Source organism: Aeromonas sp. 600886 (assembly GCF_049174935.1).
Taxonomy (GTDB): Bacteria; Pseudomonadota; Gammaproteobacteria; order Enterobacterales; family Aeromonadaceae; genus Aeromonas; species Aeromonas veronii_A.
Genome location: NZ_JAAKUB010000002.1, coordinates 251208 through 272632, shown reverse-complemented (window position 1 = coordinate 272632; position 21425 = coordinate 251208). Strand labels below are relative to the sequence as shown.

14 protein-coding genes, 1 tRNA gene and 2 rRNA genes are annotated in these 21425 nt (G+C 59.5%); 12 read left to right on the top strand and 5 right to left on the bottom strand.

Going from position 1 to position 21425, the window contains the following annotated elements; translation table 11 throughout:
• The 4 genes from G5179_RS03115 to G5179_RS03100 all read left to right on the top strand — a co-directional run.
• A 23S ribosomal RNA gene (locus tag G5179_RS03115) occupies window positions 1-142 on the top strand; the annotation flags it as partial.
• 81 nt (window positions 143-223) lie between these two features.
• A 5S ribosomal RNA gene (rrf, locus tag G5179_RS03110) occupies window positions 224-338 on the top strand.
• Window positions 339-435: 97 nt separating this feature from the next.
• Window positions 436-512: transfer RNA gene (locus G5179_RS03105), tRNA-Asp, on the top strand.
• Between the two features lie 563 nt (window positions 513-1075).
• Window positions 1076-3028 (top strand): ligand-gated channel protein, encoded by a 1953-nt coding sequence (locus G5179_RS03100; protein ID WP_216949988.1) that lies wholly within the window; start codon window positions 1076-1078, stop codon window positions 3026-3028.
• A 67-nt stretch (window positions 3029-3095) separates the two neighbouring features.
• On the opposite strand, the gene G5179_RS03095 is transcribed toward G5179_RS03100, so the two are convergent.
• The 3 genes from G5179_RS03095 to G5179_RS03085 all read right to left on the bottom strand — a co-directional run bounded on the left by G5179_RS03095 (window position 3096) and on the right by G5179_RS03085 (window position 6745).
• Window positions 3096-4484: a diguanylate cyclase domain-containing protein gene (locus G5179_RS03095; protein WP_421257847.1), complete on the bottom strand. Its 1389-nt coding sequence runs from the start codon at window positions 4482-4484 to the stop codon at window positions 3096-3098.
• 140 nt (window positions 4485-4624) lie between these two features.
• Window positions 4625-5989 carry an ATP-binding protein gene (locus G5179_RS03090; protein ID WP_371878966.1) on the bottom strand — a complete coding sequence of 455 codons (1365 nt, stop codon included), beginning with the start codon at window positions 5987-5989 and terminating at the stop codon, window positions 4625-4627.
• 33 nt (window positions 5990-6022) lie between these two features.
• A complete protein-coding gene (locus G5179_RS03085) occupies window positions 6023-6745 on the bottom strand; it encodes a response regulator (RefSeq protein ID WP_005342708.1) in 723 nt (240 codons plus the stop codon).
• Window positions 6746-6944: 199 nt separating this feature from the next.
• Here G5179_RS03085 and G5179_RS03080 point away from each other — a divergent pair, with 199 nt between their 5' ends.
• Window positions 6945-7292 carry a hypothetical protein gene (locus G5179_RS03080; protein ID WP_100652356.1) on the top strand — a complete coding sequence of 116 codons (348 nt, stop codon included), beginning with the start codon at window positions 6945-6947 and terminating at the stop codon, window positions 7290-7292.
• A 167-nt stretch (window positions 7293-7459) separates the two neighbouring features.
• On the opposite strand, the gene G5179_RS03075 is transcribed toward G5179_RS03080, so the two are convergent.
• The gene (locus tag G5179_RS03075) at window positions 7460-7879 is read right to left on the bottom strand and encodes a hypothetical protein (protein ID WP_421257846.1); all 420 of its coding nucleotides are present in this window, start codon (window positions 7877-7879) and stop codon (window positions 7460-7462) included.
• 99 nt (window positions 7880-7978) lie between these two features.
• Complete coding sequence (locus G5179_RS03070) at window positions 7979-8893, bottom strand: LysR family transcriptional regulator (protein WP_213390526.1); 915 nt, start codon at window positions 8891-8893, stop codon at window positions 7979-7981.
• 258 nt (window positions 8894-9151) lie between these two features.
• Between G5179_RS03070 and G5179_RS03065 the strand changes: the two genes are divergently transcribed.
• From G5179_RS03065 to dgt, 7 genes are all read left to right on the top strand, one after another.
• The gene (locus G5179_RS03065; protein WP_013723379.1) at window positions 9152-9484 is read left to right on the top strand and encodes a hypothetical protein; all 333 of its coding nucleotides are present in this window, start codon (window positions 9152-9154) and stop codon (window positions 9482-9484) included.
• A 30-nt stretch (window positions 9485-9514) separates the two neighbouring features.
• Entirely contained in the window at window positions 9515-10201 is a 687-nt protein-coding gene (locus tag G5179_RS03060) for a pirin family protein (RefSeq protein WP_216952676.1), read from the top strand.
• A gap of 39 nt (window positions 10202-10240) precedes the next feature.
• Window positions 10241-10633, top strand: a complete 393-nt coding sequence (locus G5179_RS03055) for a DoxX family protein (RefSeq protein ID WP_005342720.1) — start codon at window positions 10241-10243, stop codon at window positions 10631-10633.
• 258 nt (window positions 10634-10891) lie between these two features.
• Window positions 10892-14245: an exodeoxyribonuclease V subunit gamma gene (gene recC / locus G5179_RS03050; protein WP_421257845.1), complete on the top strand. Its 3354-nt coding sequence runs from the start codon at window positions 10892-10894 to the stop codon at window positions 14243-14245.
• Window positions 14245-17853 (top strand): exodeoxyribonuclease V subunit beta, encoded by a 3609-nt coding sequence (gene recB, locus G5179_RS03045; RefSeq protein WP_421257844.1) that lies wholly within the window; start codon window positions 14245-14247, stop codon window positions 17851-17853. Before recC ends, recB begins: the two co-directional genes overlap by 1 nt.
• On the top strand, window positions 17850-19910 hold the full coding sequence (recD, locus tag G5179_RS03040; protein WP_421257843.1) for an exodeoxyribonuclease V subunit alpha: 2061 nt from the start codon (window positions 17850-17852) through the stop codon (window positions 19908-19910). The genes recB and recD overlap by 4 nt, the downstream gene beginning before the upstream one ends.
• 36 nt (window positions 19911-19946) lie before the next feature.
• Window positions 19947-21425, top strand: a complete 1479-nt coding sequence (dgt, locus tag G5179_RS03035) for a dGTPase (protein ID WP_421257842.1) — start codon at window positions 19947-19949, stop codon at window positions 21423-21425.

Genomic DNA, 21425 nt, shown 5'->3' with positions numbered 1-21425 from the left:
GAAGCGAGCCCTGAGATGAGTCATCCCTGACCCCTTGAGGGTCCTAAAGGGCCGTTGGAGACCACAACGTTGATAGGTGGGGTGTGTAAGCGCGGTGACGTGTTGAGCTAACCCATACTAATTACCCGTGAGGCTTAACCATACAACACCCAAGAAGTGTTCTAAGGCTTGTAGCAAATACGAACGAATTACTTATGTCAGCTTTCTCAGATTGAAGATTTTGCCTGGCGGCCATAGCGCCGTGGAACCACCTGATCCCATGCCGAACTCAGAAGTGAAACGCGGTAGCGCCGATGGTAGTGTGGCATTCGCCATGCGAGAGTAGGACACTGCCAGGCACCCAATTAAACGGTGATGTGAAGAATCACGTCACTGGCTGCGAGGATGACACCTCATAAGAAGCGGCAAATGATTTAGCGCAAGCTAACCGAATGCGGAGCGGTAGTTCAGTCGGTTAGAATACCGGCCTGTCACGCCGGGGGTCGCGGGTTCGAGTCCCGTCCGCTCCGCCACTAATTTGAAAGGCCTTCCCATCTGGGAAGGCCTTTTTGCTATGGGCGTTTTTGCCCAGTGATCCACAGTTTTGCACACCAGAACCAACACAAAGCCCAGTCTGACGACTGGGTTTTGATGTTTTAGCCTGCTGGTGAGCTGCCGACATCCCACCGCGATGGCAATACCTTCCCCCTGTTGGCGTTCTTGCTACTGTTTCCAGCTCTGTATCGCATCACACCCCACCTTGGCCATAGTGCATGACGATTAAATCAGGCCATCTTGCAACGGTACGTCATCGCTTCCACTTGTTTGTGTAATCCCTTTTTTGCTTATGGATTTATTCCATTAAAACAGTCTCTTATCAAGAATGAGCGATTCTGCTGCAGGAATACCACATGAATCAAATGATAATGATTATTGTTTGAATGATTCTGGCGAGGTCGTTACAATGCGGGCTGATTAATAAAGTGCTTTTCAAATGAGCCTTTTCTAATGCTGCGTCTGGCCGGATGCTATGGCGTTGTAATGAGTGAAGTAAGGGAATACGTCACCTTCCTACTAATAATGTTCAGGCTAAAACATGACAACAGTGAAACCGAACAAGCTTGCCTTGCTGATCTGCTCCCTTCTTGCGACCCAGGCCTATGCTGCCGAACAAGAGGTGATGGTCGTCACCGCTTCCGGCTTCCAGCAGAAGATTGAAGACTCAGCTGCCTCCATCTCCGTGATTACCCGTGAGCAGCTGGAGAAACGGGCATATCGCGATGTGACCGATGCCCTGAAGGATGTTCCCGGTGTTGTGGTGACCGGCGGTGGCAGCAGCAGTGATATCAGCATTCGTGGTATGGGTTCGAAATACACCCTGATGCTGGTTGATGGCAAGAAGGTGGATAGCCGTGGCACTCGCCCGAACAGCGATGGTCCGGGTATCGAGCAGGGCTGGCTGCCGCCACTGCAGGCGATTGAGCGCATTGAGGTCGTCCGTGGCCCTATGTCATCCCGTTATGGTTCCGATGCCATGGGGGGCGTGATTAACGTCATTACCCGCAAGACCACCGGTCTGGCTTGGCAGGGCTCGGTTCACGCTGATTCGACCTTCCAGGAGAACAAGGATGCCGGCAATAGCTTCCAGACCGATGCCTATACCGCAGGTTCACTGATCGATGGCGTGTTGGGGCTGCGTTTCCACGGTCAGCTTGCTCATCGTGGTGAAGACAAATTTACCCAGGGTTTTGCCGAGCAAGAGACTCGCAGTGGCACGGCGGTGCTCAGCTTCAAGCCTGATGACCATAACCGCTTCGATCTGGAAGCCAGTCGTAGTCTGCAGGATCGGGATCGCACGGCCGGCAATTCGCTGGCTGCCAAGGCGAAAGATAGCCTTAACCGATACGAGCGCACCAACTATGCGCTGACCCATGATGGTCAGTATGATTTCGGCTCTTCCAGCAGCTATCTGCAGCAGGAGACCAACACCAATCCCGGCCGCCAGATGGAGCTCACCAACACCATCGCCGATACCCACACCCAGTTCATTCTGGGGGATCACTACCTGAGCGTCGGTGGGCAGTATCGTTATGAGGATCTGCACGATCAGGGCAATACCCTGAAAGTGGCCAACCCTGCCGAGCAGCTGACCCGCTGGAGCTGGGCGATGTTTGTCGAGGATGAGTGGTCACTCACTGACAGCTTTGCCCTGACCGGTGGCGCCCGCATGGATCGGGACCAGAACTACGGTTCTCACTGGAGCCCGCGCCTCTACGGCGTTTGGCATCTGGATGATAGCTGGACCCTGAAAGGAGGCGTATCGACCGGTTACCGCTCTCCTGACTTGCGAATGTCGGCGGCCAACTGGGGTCAGGTCACCGGTGGTGGCAGCCTGGATGGTATGCTGGTCGGTAACCCGGACCTCAAACCCGAGACTAGCGTGAGTGAAGAGATCGGCCTGCTGTGGAACGGTCATCAGGGCTTCAACGCCGGGGTTACCCTGTTCAACACCGACTTCAAGAACAAGATCTCCGAAGTGCGTCGCTGCACCAGCAAGAGTGATCCCGCCTGTACCCTCAATGGTCACAGTTATGACTTCATCAGTGATCGGGTCAACGTCGACAAGGCGAACATGCGCGGTGTCGAGGGGATGATGGATTGGGCCATCAATGAGGATTGGTCGGTCAGCTCCAGCTACACCTTTACCCAGTCCGAGCAGAAGAGTGGTCCACTGGCGGGTCATGCCCTCAACCAGATGCCCCGTCACATGTTCAACGGCAGTGTTGACTGGCAAACCACCGAGGATCTCAGCCTCTGGTCACGGGTAAACTTCCGTGGCGAGACCTCCGAGTACCTGAGCCGGGTCAAGATGGCGGAGGGGACTCCTTCCTACACCTTCTTTGACATGGGCTTGGTCTACAAGGCCAACAAGCATCTGGATCTGACCGCCGGGGTCTATAACCTGTTCGACAAGACGGTGGATTACAGCAGCTATGGCACTGTACTGGATGGTCGCCGCTACAACCTGGGCGTGACCTACAACTTCTGATAGGGAACCTGTCATGCGGCCGCCATCTTCCGATGGTGGCCGTTTTTATTGCGCGTCCGTCAGGGGGCTATGCCTGATAGGAGGCGGCTTGCCAGGTATTGCGCCCCCGTCCCTTGGCCTGATACATGAGGGCATCAGCCTGCCGTAGTAGCTGGTCGGCATCAGCCTCTCTCTCTGCGGCTACCCAGACTGCCCCGGTGCTGATGGATAGTGTCACTGCACTATTGTCGGTGTACAGAGTTTGTTGATTGCACTCCTGACAGAGGCGTTTGGCCCACTGCTCTGTCTCTGCCAGCGTGGCCAGCGGCAGCAGCAGGCAAAACTCCTCGCCGCCGATGCGGGCCAGCAGAGCCTCTTCGGGCAACAGGTTGGTCACAGTCGTGGCCAGCTTTTCCAGCAACAGATCCCCGATGCCATGACCAAAGCGGTCATTGGTCTCCTTGAAGTGATCCACATCGAACAGCAGCAGAGCACAGGGCTCCCCGCTTGCCAGCTGTTGCTCCATGGCAGGTATGAATGCCCGTCGGTTGAGCAGGCCGGTCAGGGGGTCGGTACTGGCTTGTTTCTCCAGTCTGGCGTTGGCGCGGCTCAACTCGGTGGTGCGGCTGGCAACGGCGCGGCGCAATTGCACTATGTAGGCCACCATGATCAATGCCCCAGCAAGCAGTAGCCAGGGACCGAGATGGATGGGGTAGACGGTTTCGACATGCATCCACTTGCGGATGATCCGCTCCCGATCGCTCTCTTTGAGCTTGGCGAACCCCTCTTCCAGCCGGTTTAACAGGGCAAGGTCGCCCTTTCTCACTGCAAAGCGGATCTGGTCAGTATAGAGGTGGCGCACCGGAATAAAGCGGGTGGGATCGTCCGAGGTATAGATGTAGAAGTTGGCGACCTGCAGATCGGCGATAAAGGCCTTAATGTCGCCCCGAAAGGCCGCCGCCAGCAGGGTGTCATTGTCGTCGAAGGTCTGCAGTCTGGTGCCGGGGAAGTAGCGTCTGGCGTAATACTCCTCGTAGCCACCGGCTACCACACCGACCGTTTCATGGAGCAGGTAGTAGTGGACATCGGTGCCGCGCAGTTCGCTCGAGAAGAAGAGTTGGGAGTCGAGCTGGGCGAGAGGCCGGCCATAGTCGAACAGTTTGTCCCGCTCCGGTGACCAGAGCAGTCCGGCGTGAACATCCGCTTTCCCCTCATGGAGCAGGTCGAGAGAGCCTTGCCAGTCGACCAGCCTGAACTCGATCTTCTGGCCGGTGACCTTGGCATATTCACGCCACAAATCGATCAGCAGGCCATCCGGCTGGCCCGACTCATTGATATAGGAGAAGGGCTGCCAGGCTTTGGAGTTGGTAATGATGATCGGCTCTTCCGGGGCTTTGGCCCAGGCAGGCAGGGCAAGGGCGAGCAGCAGGAGCCCCCATCCGATACTGACTATGACTCCTGTCCTGGAAGAGGCCATCCTTGCTCCAATCCGTTGCCGTATACCGTCCCGTGGTCACCGATTATCACCACCTTTCTGATCGAAGAACAAGCGCTCAAATGATGAAGTTTGCATGATGTAAACGGCGCCATGACAAGGTCGGCGGATAGAGTGACTACTTACAGCGGCAGGCTGATCCGCGCCTCCAGTCCCCCCTGTGGCCGATTGAGCAGGGTCAGTTCGCCGCCGTGCTGATGCACCAGGGTACGGGCAATGGAGAGCCCCAACCCGACACTGCCGGACTCGGTATTGCGCGCTTCATCGAGCCGCACAAAGGGTTTGAATACATCCTCCAGCCGCGCAGGATCGATTCCCGGCCCGTTGTCACAGACCCGGATCAACAGCTCCTCCTTGCGTCGCTCCAGCGACACTTCGGCGCTGCCGGCATATTTGATGGCGTTGCCGATCAGGTTCTGCAGCACCCGGCGCAGGGTGTTGGCCCGGCAGGCGTAGACCTCTTTGCCCTCCGCCAGGCAGGTGACCGGCTGGCCGGTATCAGCGTAGTCATCGCACAGGCTGACCAACAGGCTGACCAGATCCAGCTCGCGGGTAGCCTCCTGCTGTCCCTCCTCGCGGGCAAAGCTGAGGGTCGCCGCCAGCATCTGCTCCATCTGTTGCAGGGTCTGCTGGATCCGCTCCTTGTCCTCGCTATCGGCCAGAAATTCGGTACGCAGCCGCAGGCTGGTGATGGGGGTGCGCAGATCGTGGGAGATGGCCGCCAGCATTCGGGTTCTGTCCTGCACGAAGCGGTCGAGCCGGGTGTGCATCCGGTTGAAGGCCTGAATCGATTCGCGGATCTCGGTCGGCCCCTCCTCTTTCAAGGGCTCGATATCCTCGCCCCGTCCGAGCCGATCTGCGTTGCCTGCCAGCTGCTTGAGCGGGCGAGTGGCACGGCGAAACAGCAGCACCATCAGCCCGATCACCAGACTGGCGACCAGCATAAGATTGAGGGTGGTTTGCCACGACCAGCTGCCCGCCTCCTTGTCGACCAGTGAGCTGAACTGCAGCCAACCTCCCTGCGGCAGTTCGATGGAGCCATAGAGCCGCATGTCGCGTGATGGGGGCGGTGGCCCCTTGCGATCCCGCATCATGCGGGCGTGATGCTCCCAGGCTTTGCTGCGCTGGGCATCCTCTTTCAGCTCGGCGCTGATCTCTATGGTGAGACCCTGCGGGTAGCCGAGCCGAGAGCGCACCAGCTGCTCGAAGCGGGGGCTGCGATTATCCGGTTGCAGTGGTTCGTCTGAGAGGCGCAGCAGCAGGGTTTCGCTGCGGCTCGCCTTGAGGATCTCGTCATAGAGAGATGGGGGTGATAGAGAGAGCAGCCTGACCACCGAGATGATCCGCTGCATGGCGTTGCGGCTGTTGACGAAGCCAAGCGCCTCCTCCCGATCCGAGCGGTAGATCTGGATGCTGAGCAGCTGGATCAGGATCAGCCCTGCCAGCGCCACCAGAATGATCTGGCCTGTCAGCCCCTTGGGCCATATTTTTGCCCACAGTCGTTTCAAAAAGGTCACCGCTTATGCCTGCGTCACGTCGGCGGAGAACATATAGCCGCCACCCCAGATGGTCTTGATCAGCTCCGGATTCTTGGGATCCCGCTCCAGCTTGCGGCGCAGTCGGCTCACCAGAGTATCGATGGCGCGATCGAAGGCTACCGCCTCGCGGCCACGGGCCAGATCTAGCAGTTGATCCCGGCTCAGCACTCGCTGCGGCCGTTCGAGAAACACCTTGAGCAGATCGAACTCGGCGGTGGAGAGGCTCAGGCCCACCCCATCCTCATCGACCAGCTCCCGGCGATTGACGTCGAGCAACCAGCGATCGAAGCGCAGATCCCGGGTCAGGGTTTCGGCGGCGGGTTGGGTCTCGGCCTGGGTGCGGCGCATCACCGCTTTGATGCGCGCCAGCAGCTCGCGCGGGTTGAAGGGCTTGGCCAGATAGTCATCGGCGCCCATCTCCAGCCCTATGATGCGGTCGGTCTCTTCCCCCATGGCAGTGAGCATGATGATGGGCAGGTTCGATTTGACCCGCAGCTCGCGGCAGAGGGTCAGACCATCTTCACCCGGCATCATCAGATCCAGCACCAGCAGGTCGAACTCCCGCTCCTCCAGCAGCCGTTTCATCTCCTTGCCATCTCGGGCGCAGCTGACTCGCAGGCCGTGCTGTTCGAGAAAGCGTTTCAACAGATCGCGGATCTCGCTGTGGTCGTCGACCACCAGAATGTGGGTGTTGCCCTGGTTCATGAATACCTCCCCTGCTTGGCGTTGGCACGAGTATACGAAAATACGCTGCACGGTTTGTGTCAAAGTGTGCCAGATCCGCACGATGCCACACTCTGCTACAAAAAAGGGCGATGCTGGCAAAGTTCAGACACCGACAGGGTGTTTACTTGAGGGCAAGGCAAGAGCGCCGAACCAGAATCATCCCTACAGGAGATAGACCATGAAAAAGCTGACCAAAACCCTGCTGACCGCCACCCTGATCCTTGGCCTGCCGCTGGGCGCCTATGCGGCCAGTGAAGCGGCCCCCACCGGCCAGCCCGGTGCCATGGTGGATTGCCCGATGGACGGCGGCATGATGGGTGGCAAACACCACGGTGGCCGCCACGACAAGATGGCCCGCATGCAGAACATGACCCCGGAGCAGATCCAGGCCAACCTGCAGCAACGTTATGATCGCATCGAGGATCCTGCCAAGAAGGCGGAGTTCATCAAGAAGCTCAACGAGCGTGCTGCCGGTATGACCAAGCACGCCGAAGCGATGAAGCAGTTCGCCGAAGCGAACCAGTAACAGCGCCAGCTGTTATCAACCCAAGGGTGGCCGAGGCCACCCTTTTTGCGCTTACTGCGTTGAGCAGCAGATTGGTTGAACGCTGGTGATTGTCAATAAAAGAGGGGAGCCTGATGCTCCCCCCTCTTGCTATCTGTGTCGGTGCGAGTGTGCACGGATGAGCGAACTTAGCCCTGAGCCTTGTCGGTCAGGTCTACTTTCTTGACGGTTTCGCCTTCGAACTTGATGACCACGTTTTTCTTGGCGGCGTCGGTATCTTTCAGCAGGTTTTTGGTGGTTTCTGCCAGCAGCGGAGAGGCCTTGTTCAGGGCATCCAGATCATAGGTCCACACTTCCAGACCGGATTCAGTCTTGGTGGTGGCAGGAGAGCCCAGCTTATCTTTGACTGCCTGCTTGTTGGAGCCGCCTTCCTTGATATCCAGTGCCTTTTTGATGGCTTCGTTGGATGCGCTGTCCATGGCACCGGATACGGCAGTGCTGGCCGCATCCTTGACGCTGCTGGTGACGCTGTCGGTCAGCGAGTCCATCAGGCCGGCATTGGCAAACAGGGGCAGGGTGGTGAGGGCAACCAGCAAACTCTTTTTCATTTTCTACAGCTTCCATGGGTTCAATGAGGCGGCTATGAAATCAGCAAAGATATTGGGCGTCAAGTGAGGCATGCAATTAACATTTCTGTTAACTGGATCTCATTTCTCACCAGTTGCAAATAGTTTTGGTATCTCCCGCACCAGCCAGCTTTTGGCCTTGCCCATGGTGTCTCGCCGCCAGGCCAGTACGACCTGCAGCTGATGGCGATATTCGGGGCTGATCACCTTGAGCCGTCCGGCTCGGATGTCCTCCTCAATCCAGCTCTGTGGCATGGTACCGACGCCGATCCCTGCCAGCAGGGCATCCCGTTTCTCCGTCATGGTGCTGACAGTGAGGCGCGGCTGCTTGTCGAGCAGGCGGTAGGTGAGCACCGGCTTGCGCAGGGCGGTATCGGCGACGGCGATGGCGCGGTAGCGGCGCAGGGTCTCGTCGGCCAAGGGTTCGGGCTCCTGATGTAGCGGGTGAGCGGGATGTGCGACGTAGAGCATCACCTCGTCCTTGATCACCTGATGCTTGATGCCGGTCATCATGATGTCGGGGTTGATGGAGGAGATAAGCAGGTCGGCGCGACCATCTTCCAGACACTCCCAGCTACCCGCCAGCACCTCGGCCCGCAGCCGCAGTCGGGTATCGGTCTGCTCGGCCAGCTTCTCCACCAAGGGGTAGAGGGCCTGCACCGGGACCAGTGCATCGACGGCGACTGTGATGTCGGTCTCCCAGCCACGGGCCAGCGCCCGGGTCTCTCCCACCAGATGCTCGGCTGCCTCCAGCAGTACCCGGCCGCGCTCCAGCAGCATGCGCCCCGCCGGTGTGAACTTGGTGCGGTGGCCGCTGCGGTCAAACAGCATGGCATCCAGTTCATCCTCCAGCTTCTGCACTGTGTAGCTCAATGCCGAGGGGACCTTGCCCAGCTCGTCGGCCGCCGCCGCAAAGCTGCCGCGGCGGTCGATGGCGTCCAGCACCCGGATTGCCTCCAGGGTCAGCGCCCGCTCCTTGTTCGATTCCTTGGCCATTCCTCACCTTCAATTTTTTTGAATATGTTTGCCAGTTTATCTCGCTAACAAGTTAGGTCATGTCACTTTAATATTCAATCAACGCTTAGGCAGGAACGTCGAGCGGCCAAATATGCGGGTAGTTCCGTACTGTGACACACCAAATAGGTCTGTCTGACGTCGGTGAAAGAACAACACACTATTTGAATGACCTCTTGCATGGATGCATTGATTCTGGCCGAAAAGGCCTTGGCAATGACATATAAAACAAGAGAGTGAATGAACATGAAAAACGTAATCAAGATGCTGGCCGTTGCAGGCCTGATGACCACTGGTTTCGCCCAGGCTTCCGTACCGGCTGACTTCAATGCCATGCCCGGCGTGCTGTTTGTGAACTGGAACGCCACTGCCGCAATGGATGGCAAAGCCAATCCTATGCTGGAAGTGCGTGACGAGTCTGGCGATCTGCTGGCATCAGTCCACGCCAACCTGACAGGCACCCAGCAGGTGCGGATCCCGAGCCGTACCCAGGGCAACCTGACCGTCAGCCTGGCTGACCAGAGCAGCGAATACCGTATTCCGTTCGGTATCGGTAGCGGCAAACAGCGTTAATCAACCGTCCCGGTAGATGAGGAGCACACCATGATGCAATTGAGAGCCGCAGAAGCGCGGGGCAAGGCCAACTTTGGCTGGCTGGACGCGCGCCACAGTTTCTCCTTCGGTCACTACTATGACCCGGAGTGGATGGGACACTCGGTACTGCGGGTGATCAATCAGGATCTGGTTGCGCCGGGTGGCGGATTCGCCACCCACCCTCACGCCAATATGGAGATCCTCACCTGCGTGCTGCAAGGCACCATAGAGCACAAGGACAGCCTCGGCCATGCCGAGCAGATCCCGGCAGGGGATTTCCAGCTGATGAGTGCAGGTAGCGGGATCCGCCACAGCGAGTACAACCCCTCGCAGACGGAACCCCTCTCCCTGTTGCAGATCTGGATCGAGCCGAACGAGTTCGGCACGCCACCCGGGTATCAGCAGAAGAAGATCGAGTCCAGACCGGGCATGACGCTGGTAGCGTCACCGGATGGCGAGGCGGGATCGCTGCGGATCCGCCAACAGGCCCGCGTATGGCGGCTGGAACTGGCCCCGGGCGAGACGCTCGAATGGGCACTGGCTGGCCGACACGGTTACCTGCAGATGATTTCAGGTACGCTTGCCGCCAACGGTCTGGCTGCCCGACCCGGCGACGGGGTACTCAGTCGTGATGAATACCGGTGGGAGCTGGTTGCGACCAGTGCCAGCCAAGCCCTGTTATTTGACCTACCCTGAAGCAGTCAGCGGTGATGTGACACAAACGAGGAATATGAAATGGACAAGATGAAAGATGTAGCGCTGCTGGCGGGTCGTGTACTGCTGGCGCTGATGTTCGTAATGGCGGGCTGGAGCAAGATCGGCGGCTATGCCGGTACTCAGGGCTATATGGAAGCGATGGGTGTGCCGGGCTTTATGTTGCCGCTGGTGATCCTGCTTGAGCTGGGTGGTGGCCTTGCCGTCGTGCTGGGTCTCTTTACCCGCAGCCTCTCCGTGCTGCTGGCCGGTTTCACCCTGATGGCTGCCTTTATTTTCCATTATCAGCCTGCAGAACAGATGCAGATGCTGATGTTTATGAAGAACGTCTCCGTTGCCGGTGGTTTCCTGGCGCTGGCGGCGGCCGGAGCAGGGGCTTTCAGTCTGGATGCCCGTCTCGGCAAAAACTGGTAATGCCCTGAAGAGTCAAGTTTTCCAATGCTTTTTGGCCGGTGCAACTGCACCGGCTTTTTTCTGTCTGCGTTTTCCGGATAGGTGAGGCGGCGCGTCAAATCTGCGGCGCCCCTCATGGTTCGGCGGTTTACCCGCCTGCTGGCCACAAGAGCCTTTTGCATCTTCCCCCTCGATCCCCGACAATTCTCACTCTTGTGAAGTGACGGAAATGGCTCGCCTTTTCCCTCGCCCCCTCTCATCCACAGGCGGGAATTGCTCATGTTTACCCTCTACCACTCCAATCAGCTGGATCTGCTCAAAGAACTGCTGGTGAGCCGCATCCGGCAGGCCCCTCTCTCTCACCCCTTCGATCGGGAGCAGATCCTGGTGCAGAGCCCGGGCATGGCCCAGTGGCTCAAGCTGGAGCTGGCCAAAGCGTTCGGCATCGCTGCCAATATCGACTTTCCGCTGCCCGCCAGCTTTATCTGGGAGATGTTCACCCGGGTGCTGGCGGATGTGCCGCGTCAGAGTCCCTACAACAAGGGTTCCATGAGCTGGCAGCTGATGACCATTCTGCCCGCCTTGCTGGAGCGCCCCGCCTTTGCCCCGCTCGCCGCCTATCTGGGCGGGGGAGATGAGGTGGATCCTGCCCAGGATCCCGAGCAGGTGCGGTTGTGGCAGCTCTGCCAGAAGGTGGCGGATCTGTTTGACCAGTATCTGGTCTACCGGCCGGACTGGATCGCCCGCTGGGAAGAGGGGGAAGGATTGAGTCAGGAGCTGGCCGGGGTGAGCGGTCAGGACTGGCAGCCGGAGCTGTGGCGCGAGCTGGTGGCTCGCACCCTGGCGCTCTCTCCGAGCGGTTACCACCGTGCCAACCTCTACGAGGAGTTTATCCACGAGCTGGCGCGTACCGCCGATCTGCCGGGCAAGCTGCCGCAGCGGGTCTTCGTGTTTGGCATCTCGGCTCTGCCGCCGCGCTATGTGGAGGCGCTGCTGGCCCTCGGTAGCCGACCGGAGGTGGAGGTACATCTGTTCGTCACCAACCCCTGCCGCTACTACTGGGGGGATCTGCTGGATCGCAAGACCTTGGCGCGCCTCGAAAACAAGCTCAAACCCGGCACCGATATCGAGACATTGCAGGGCCCCGCCAACCCGCTGCTCGCCTCCATGGGCAAGCTGGGGCGCGACTACCTGCACCAGCTGATGGAGCTGGAGGTGCCGCAAATCGAGGCCTTCGTCGATATCGACGAGGTGGATGGCAAAGGCAATGTCAGCCTGCTGCGCGCCATCCAGAAGGATGTGCTGGAGCTGGCCGAACGGGGCGCCGGTCAGTTCGATCTCGACAGCAGCCACCACAAGAGCCCGATCGATCCGGCGGATGGATCCTTGCAGATCCACGCCTGCCATGGCCCGATGCGCGAACTCGAGGTGCTGCACGACCGGCTGCTGGCGCTGTTCGAGCAGGACCCGACCCTCACCCCGAAAGATGTGGTGGTGATGATGCCGGATGTGAACAGCTACGGCCCTTATATTCAGGCGGTGTTTGGTGCTCGGGGCCAGATCCCGTTTGCGGTCTCGGATCGGGCGGCGAGTCAGGAGAGCCCCCTGCTGCAAAGCTTCCTCGCCCTGCTCAGGCTGCCCAATGCCCGCTTCGGGGCAGGGGAGCTGCTCGCCATTCTCGAGGTGCCCGCCGTGCTGCGCCGTTTCGAATTGGATGACGACGAGTTCAACCAGCTGCGGGTCTGGGTGCAGGAGACCGGCATCCGCTGGGGGTTGGATGACGGTTACCCAGTCCGTTTCGATCTGCCGCCCATGTCCGGCAACAGCTGGCTGTTCGGCCTGCGCCGCATGCTGCTCGGTTTTGCCATGGGCGACGGTGAGCCGGTGGCGGGCATTCTGCCTTACGCCGATATCGAGGGTCAGCAGGGGCTGGCACTTGGCAAGCTCGCCTGGTTTGTCGACTCGCTGGCCGAGTTTTTGCCCCGCCTGCAACAGGCGCAGCCGCTGGCCGAGTGGAACGCCTGCCTGCTGGCGCTGCTGGAGCGCTTCTATCTGGCCGACGAGGATGAAGAGCGTCAACTCCAGCTGATTCGCAGCCAGCTGGTCGAGTGGCAGACCCGGCTCGGCGAGGCCCGTTTCGAGCAGCCCATTACCGCCGACTTGTTGCAGGATTACCTCGGCAGCGTGCTGGGGGAGTCCCGCTCCAGCCAGCGCTTCCTCGCCGGTCAGGTCAACTTCTGCACCCTGATGCCGATGCGCTCCATCCCCTTCAAGCAGGTCTGTCTGCTCGGCATGAACGATGGCGTCTACCCGCGCACCCTGGCCCCCATGGGGTTCGACCTGATGGCGGTAGCGTCGCGGCGTGGGGATCGCTCCCGTCGCGATGATGACCGCTACCTCTTCCTCGAGGCGCTGCTCAGCGCCCAGCAGGGGCTCTATATCAGCTATCAGGGCTTCAGCGCGCAGGACAACAGCGACAAGGTGCCGTCGGTGCTGCTGGCGGAGCTGATCGACTATGTGCGGCAGGGCTTTGTGCTGGCGGGGGATGAGGATCTCGATGACGAAACCTCCGGCAAGCGGCTGCTCAACCACCTGATGGTGGCGCACCCGCTCACCCCCTACAGCCGCAACTACTTCTATCCGGAGCCTGGTTCACGCCTCTTTACCTATGCCGCCGACTGGTTGCCCGCCCTCAATCCGGTGCGCGGCGCGGCCAACTTCCAGAGCGGCGAGCTGCCTTTGCCCCCCGAATGGGGCAAGGAGCAGGGGCTGGAGCTGGCGGAGCTGCTGCGCTTCTATCGCCAGCCCACCAAATATTTCCTCAACCGTCGCCTCAAGGTGTGGTTTGAGCTGAACGAAGCCAACATCGAGGACAGCGAGCCGTTCGAGCTGGATAGCCTGCAACATTATCAGCTGAAAGATCTGCTGCTCGATGCCCATCTGGCGGAAGGTGAAAGTACCGAGCGTCGCGAACGGTTGCAGCTCACCGGCCTGTTGCCGCAAGGGTGGTTTGGCAGCCTGCTGCTGGACGATCTGGATGCCGAGATGGGCAAGCTGGCGGACCGGCTGCGCCCTTGGGTTGCGGCCAATGAGGCAGAGAAACAGGCGGTGGAGATCGATATCTCCCTCACTCAGGGTCAGCTGCAAGGGTGGATCGACACCCAGAAGGGGCGTTTGCTGGTGGTCAAAGCCGGCAGCTTCAACGGCAAGGATCTGCTGCTGGGCTGGATCCAGCACCTCTGCCTCTCATTGAGCGGCGCCCCCGGCGACACCCTGCTGTTCGATGCCAAACAGAGTCTGCGACTGCCTGTACTCGCTGCCGATGAGGCGCGCCCCAAGCTGGCGGCGCTGGTGGCGTGCTGGGCGCAGGGGATGAAGCGGCCGCTGCCGTTTTTCCCCAACACCGCCTGGGATTGGCTCAAGGCGATCGAGAAGGATCCCGACAAGCCGGAGGCGGCCGACAAGGCGGCTCTCACCCGTTTCAACGGCGGCTGGATGATCAACGGGGAGGGGCAAGACGTTTACGTCGCCCGCTGCTTCCCCGAACTCGATGACGAGGTGCTGGGGCAGTTGCAGGCGCTGGCCCGCGAACACCTGACCCCGCTGCTCAAGACCCTGGAGGAGCTGACATAATGGCTAACCCGCTCAATACCCTGCGTTTTCCCCTCCATGGTGAACGACTGATTGAAGCCTCTGCCGGTACCGGCAAGACCTACACCATCGCCGGCCTCTACCTGCGCCTGCTGCTGGGCCATGGCCCGCTCATTGAAGAGGGAGAAGACGCCGGTCAGCCGAGTGCACACGAGCGGCCGCTTTCAGTGACCGAAATTCTGGTGGTGACCTTTACCGAGGCGGCCACCGCCGAGCTGCGCGGGCGGATCCGCGGTCGCATTCACGAGGCGCGGCTCGCCTTTATGCGCGGTGAAAGCAAGGACGCCCTGCTGAGCCAGCTGCTGGCGGAGGTGGAGGATCACGAGCTGGCGGCCCGCCGCCTGCTGGCCGCCGAGCGCCAGATGGACGAGGCGGCGGTCTTCACCATCCACGGCTTCTGCCAGCGGATGCTGAAACAGAACGCCTTCGAGTCGGGTGCCCTCTTTGAAACCGAATTTCTCACCGATGACAGCCAGCTTCGGCTGCAGGCGGTGAGCGACTACTGGCGATCCGAGTTCTATCCGGTGGACAAGCCCCTCGCCAGCGCCGTGCGCGCGCTCTGGCCGAGCCCCGCCGCCCTGCTGCGGGAGATGGGCAGCTGGCTCGACAACAGCGAGCTGGAGATCCACCCCGCGCTGGGGGATGAGACCCTCGCCGCTCGCCATCAGGCGGCCATGAGTCGCATCGCTGCGGTGAAGCGCGAGTGGCTGGCGCAGACGGACGAGATCCGCCGCCAGACCGACGGCCAGATCAGCCGCTACACCGGCAAGAACTACGAAGGGTGGCTTGCCAAGATAGCCGACTGGGCGCAAGACGAGGCCAGTGGCTACGCCATTCCCAAGGAGCTGGAGCGCTTTGGCCAGACGGTGCTGGAGGAGAACCTCAAGAAGGGGGGCGCGGTGCCGACCCTGCCGCTGTTCAGTCAGATAGACCAGCTGCTGGCGAGCCGTCCCGGTATTCGGGATCTGATCCTGCAACGGGCGGCCAAAGTGGTGCGCAGCCGGATGCAGGCCAGCAAGCGCCAAGCCCATCAGCTCTCGTTCGATGACCTGCTCAAAGATCTCGACGGGGCGCTCGGCTCCAGCCTTGGCGAGCGGCTCTGCGAGCGCATTCGCGCCACCTATCGGGTGGCGATGATCGACGAATTTCAGGATACCGATCCCCAGCAGTACCGCATCTTCCATCGCCTCTACGGCGGCCACACAGACACGGCGCTGTTGATGATCGGTGACCCCAAGCAGGCCATCTACGGCTTTCGCGGCGCCGACATCTTTACCTACATTCAGGCGCGGCGAAATGTGAGCGCCCACTACACCCTCGGGCGCAACTGGCGCTCCAGCAGTGCGCTGGTGGGGGCGGTCAACGGCCTGTTCGAGCGGGCGAAAGATCCCTTTATCTACGAGGCGGATATCCCCTTCCTGCCGGTGGAGGCGCAGGGCAAGAGCAAGGCGCTGCTGCTCGATGGCACCACCGCGCCCGTGCTCCAGTGCTGGCAGTTGACCGGCCAGCCCACCTTCAACCGGGGGGATTACCAGAGCAAGATGGCCCGCGCCACCGCCGCCGAGATCCACCGCCTGCTGACCCTGGCTCGCGAGGGCAAGGCATTGATAGGTGACAAGGCGGTGAAGGCCGGGGATATCGCCGTGCTGGTGCGCACCGGCGCCGAGGGCAAGCTGGTGCAGCAGGAATTGGCGCGGCTCGCCATCGCCTCCGTCTATCTGTCGAACCGCGAGAGCGTGCTGGAGCAGAAGGAGGCGCGGGAGATCCTGCTGATTTTGCACGCCTGCCAGAACCCGAGCGAAGAGCGTAGCCTGCGGGCGGCGCTCGCCACCGGCCTGTTTGATCTCGATGCCAAGGCGCTCGATGGGCTGGCCAGCGACGAGCGGGCGTGGGAGAGCGCGGTGCAGGAGTTTATGGAGTACCGCAAGATCTGGCACCGCCGCGGCGTGCTGGCGATGCTGCGGGCCCTGCTGCACCGGCGCAATCTCGCCTCTTCGCTTTTGGCGAGCCCCTATGGCGAGCGGCGGCTGACCAACTTCCTCCATCTTGGCGAGCTGCTGCAACAGGTGAGCAGCGAGCTGGACGGGGAATATGCCCTGCTGCGCTGGCTGGGGGAGGCGGTGAGCCGCCCCAACGGGCAGGATGCGGAGCAGGTACTGCGCCTCGAATCCGAGCGGAAATTGGTGCAGATCGTCACCATCCACAAATCCAAGGGGCTGGAGTACCCGCTGGTATTCCTGCCCTTTATCTGCAGCCATAGAACCGCCGAGACCCCGCTCTATCACGAGGCGGACGAGGCGGGCAATCGCACCATTCTCGATCTGACCGGCGCCGACTCGTCGCTCGCCGAAGCGGACAGGGAACGGCTTGCCGAAGACCTGCGGCTGCTCTATGTGGCGCTGACCCGGGGCGTCTACGCCACCTGGCTGGGGCTGGCGCCGGTGCGGGCGGGAGCGGGCAAGTCGGAGAAGACCGACCTGCACCACACCGCCATCGGCTACCTGCTGCAAAAGGGCGAGGAGGGGGATGCCGAAACCCTGGCGACCGCGCTGACCGAGCTGGCACAGGCGCTGCCCGGGGTGGCTGTCGGTGAGCCCTCGCTCACCCGTCCGGCCCCGCTGCCGCCAGAGGAGGAGCAGTTGGGCGAGCCGCAGGTGCGCCACTTTAGCGGTTCCCTTGAGCGGGACTGGTGGATCAGCTCCTACTCCGGGCTGGCGGCGCAGGGTCACGGTCACAGTAAGGGCGTACTCGCCAATCCCGGCTTCGATGACGAGGTCGTCACCGAGGCGGCTGCATTGGCTTCCGAGCAACCGGACGAGGCACCCCAGCCCTCCATCTTCACCTTCCCGAAAGGGGCGCGCCCCGGCACCTTGCTGCACAGCCTGTTCGAGACCATCGATTTTCAGAGCGCTGCGGGTGAGCCGCTAGCAGAGCATATCGCCAGCTTGTTGCTGCAAGATGGTTTCGACGAAAGCTGGGCCCCGGTGCTGCAACAGCAGGTGGAGGCGGTGCTGGATACTCCGCTCGATACCGGCTTTGGTGATCCGGTACGGCTGCGGGATCTGGCCCCCGAGCGCAAACAGGTGGAGCTGGAGTTCTTCCTGCCCATGGGACGGGTGACGGCACCGGCGCTGACTGCGCTCTGCCAGCAGCACGACCCGCTGTCGCGGGGCAACAAGCCGCTGAGCTTTGCCACCGTGCAGGGGATGCTCAAGGGCTTTATCGACTTGGTGTTCGAGTGGCAGGGGCGCTGGTATCTGCTCGACTACAAATCGAATCACCTCGGCATGAGTCCTGCCGATTACAGCCGTCCGGCGCTGGAGCGGGCGATGGCCGAGCACCGCTACGACCTGCAATACCAGCTCTACTCGCTGGCGCTGCACCGGCTGCTCACCCTGCGCCTGCCGGGCTACGACTTCGAGCAGCACTTTGGCGGCGTTTTCTATCTTTTCCTGCGCGGCATGCCGCAGGGGGGTATTTTCCATACCCGCCCGAGCCGTGAACTGGTGCTGGGGCTGGATAAGTTGTTTCGCGAAGGCAGTGAGCTGCCAGCAGCGGGATCCCAAGCATTTAACGAGGTAGAGGCATGAGCGGCACCATGATCAGCACCGCAGCCAGCGTAATGATGGTTGAACGGTTGAAAACACTGGCGCTGGCTGGCCGCATCCGCCAGCTGGATCTGCAATTTGCCAGGCTGGTGGCCGACCTTGGCGGCAGCCCCGAGCTGGTGCTGGGGGCTGCGCTCGCCTGCTTCGAGCTGGGGCGCGGCCATGTTTGTCTGCCCCTTGAGATGTTGGCGAGTGGAGCTTTACGGCCGTTCGGGTTGGATCCCCAGCAGAGCCGGGATCTGCTGGGGGATCTGGCTGATCCTTCCCGCTGGCCCGCCCTGTTTGCGGCAAGCCCGCTCGTGGGTACGGAGCAGGATGAGGGGCCAGCCCCGCGCTGGCCGCTGCGGCTGTGGCACGGGCGGCTCTACCTCACCCGCTACCACGATTTTGAACTGGGGGTGGCCCGCCATCTGCGCGCCTTGAGTGAACGTGCCGAATGGCCGGAGATAGCCCCAGCCCTGTCGCGGCTGTTTGCCCGCGACTATGGGTTGGTGTTCGGTGCCCTGCTCAAGGCCCGCCTCGCCCCCGACTTCTCGGCCCGCCACTTTATCGAAAAGTATCTGGATCTTGTGTTCCCGAACGAAGTGAATTGGCCCGCCATCGAGGTGCTGCTGGCCAGCGCCCAGGCGGCGAGCGATTTGAGCAAGCTGGATGTGCTGGTGCCCGAGGCGCTCTGCTGCAACGGCCAGAAGCTGGCGGCGGCCACCGCGGCGGCGCGTCCCTTTGCGGTAATCTCCGGCGGCCCCGGCACCGGCAAGACCACCACGGTCGCCAAACTGCTCGCCATTCTGGTGGAGACCGGCCTGCAAGCAGGCAAGGCCCCGGCGATCCGGCTGGTGGCCCCCACCGGCAAGGCGGCGGCGCGCCTCACCGAGAGTATCGGTTCTGCCCTGCAGGCCCTCGATCTGCCCCCCGAGTGGGTCGAAGCGATCCCCACCGAGGCGGGCACCCTGCACCGGCTGCTCGGGGTCATTCCGGGGCGCAGCCAGTTCCGCCACCACGCGGGCAACCCGCTGCACCTCGACTTGCTGGTGGTGGATGAGGCCTCCATGGTCGATCTGCCGATGATGGCGCGGCTGCTCGATGCACTGCCGAGCCACGCCCGCCTGATCCTGCTCGGTGACAAGGATCAGCTCGCCTCGGTGGAGGCGGGGGCCGTGCTCGGCGATATCTGCAGCTTTATCGAACAGGGCATCAGCCCGGCGCAGGCGGACTGGCTATACCGCCAGACCGGCTACCGCCTGCAGGGCTCGCCCGCGGGGGCTCCGGTGCGTGACAGCCTCTGTTTGCTGGCCAAGAGCTGGCGTTTTGATCAGCACTCCGGCATCGGTCAGCTGGCGCGCGCCTGCAACAGCGGCGATGCCGCGGCGGTGGAATCGGTCTGGGGCGCAGGATTCGCCGATATCAGCCTGCACCCCTGGGCGGGGGAGGCCTACGACGCCCTGATTGCCCAGGGGGTCGCCGGTTATGGTGCCTATCTGAAGGCGGCCCACGCGGGGGAAGCGCCCGCCGCCGTGTTCAAGGCATTCAACAGCTTCCAGATCCTCTGCGCCTTGCGCGATGGCCCGTTCGGCGTGCTGGGGCTAAACGAGCGGCTCGAACTGGCCCTGTCACGGGCTGGCCTGATTGCCCGCGACGGCGACTGGTATGCCGGTCGCCCGGTGATGGTGGTGCGCAACGACCACGGGGTCGGCCTCTACAACGGTGATATGGGGCTCTGCCTGCCCGATGAAACTGGCCGCCTCAAGGTCTGGTTTGAGCAGCCGGACGGCACCCTGCGTGCTCTGCTGCCCAGCCGCTTGCCACCCCACGAGACGGTCTACGCCATGACCATCCACAAATCCCAGGGCTCGGAGTTTGCCCATACCGTGCTGGTGCTGCCCGACAGCCCCAGCCCGCTGCTGACCCGCGAGCTGGTCTATACCGGCATCACCCGCGCCAAGGCCCGCCTCGATCTCTACGGCGATCGCGCTCTGCTGGCCCAAGCTGTGCGGAAAAAGACCGAGCGTTATTCCGGATTGGCGGAGAGGTTGGATTAAATATTTATTATTGATAAGTAACATGGAGATTTGGATATGAAAGTATTATCAGAAATTAGGCTTAGGCCATCTGAGAAAAAATATGATGATTTTTCATCTATTTCATTAAGTGATCATGCTAGATATATTTATTCTGCATCATTTAGACGGCTGCAGATGAAAGCTCAAGTATTTTCTTTGGAAAATAATGCAGCTGTAAGGAGTCGGCTTACACATTCAATGGAAGTAGCTCATATAGGTGTGTTCTTAGTACAAAAAATAGTAGAATTGATAAGTGAGGAGATAAGCAAAGGAAATGCTATAAATCCACATCTAAAATTTATATTGGATGAGAATGTTGCGATAAGAAAAACTGTTGAAACAGCATGTTTAATTCATGATGTTGGCAATCCTCCCTTTGGTCATTTCGGGGAGTCTGCTATTTCAACATGGTTTGGAGAGAACAAGGAGAAACTGGAGAGTAAAAAGAATATAAATTTATCTGAACGTGATTATAACTATAATGATTTTATTCAGTTTGATGGTAATCCACAAGGGCTGAGAATTATATCAAAGCTTCAGGGAACTGATGCATTTGGCTTAAACTTGACGACATCTCAATTGGCTGCATGTATAAAATACGTGGCATCAAATGATACTGTTGGAAATGGCAATTTACATCATAAAAAAATGGGATATTTCTCAACGGAAGAGAATGTTGTCAACGCAATAAAGGCTGATCTTGGAATATCAGGTAGGCATATATTGGCATATCTCATGGAAGCTGCAGATGACATATCCTACTGTATTAGTGATATCGAAGATGGATTTGAAAAGGGGATCGTATCTTACGAACTATTCTTCAAATACATAAAGAAATCCATATGTGATTTATGTGAACGAGATCGTGATGTAGGGACTGTCTATTCTGAATTGCCAAAGTTGATGTCTTATATAAAGGATGCAGAGTTCATAATTAGGAAATACAACGAAAACTTTAATGACTGTACCGAAGAGCTTGAGTATAAGTTTCTACAATTCAAAACCACATTAACTAATTTGAGTGTGAAATTAGTAGCTTTTGATTTTTTCGTTAAATTTGATGATTATTTAAATGGGAGTGTGGATGCTCTAATTAGAGAACGAACACTGGTATATGATTTACAGGAAATTCTAAAGGACTTTACTAGAAAGTATATATTTACCTCCTCTGAGGCAGAAAGAATGGAGTTAGGTGGATACGCCATAATATATGGGCTGCTTGATAAATTCTCTCCTTTACTTGAATTAAGTAGAGATGATTTTTTCAAAATTGTGGAAAAAAGAGCCGGTAAAAAAATGGCTATTTGCACTCGCCTGTTTAATCTTTTATCTGATAAGCATGTTCGTGCATATGTTCGCTCCTTGAATGAAGGTGTGTGTGATAAGGTTGAATTTAATTTACGATGCCATTTGATTACTGACTATATAGCAGGAATGACAGACTCATTCTCTTTGGAGACCTATCAACTTTTGAATGGGATAAAGGTGGGCTAA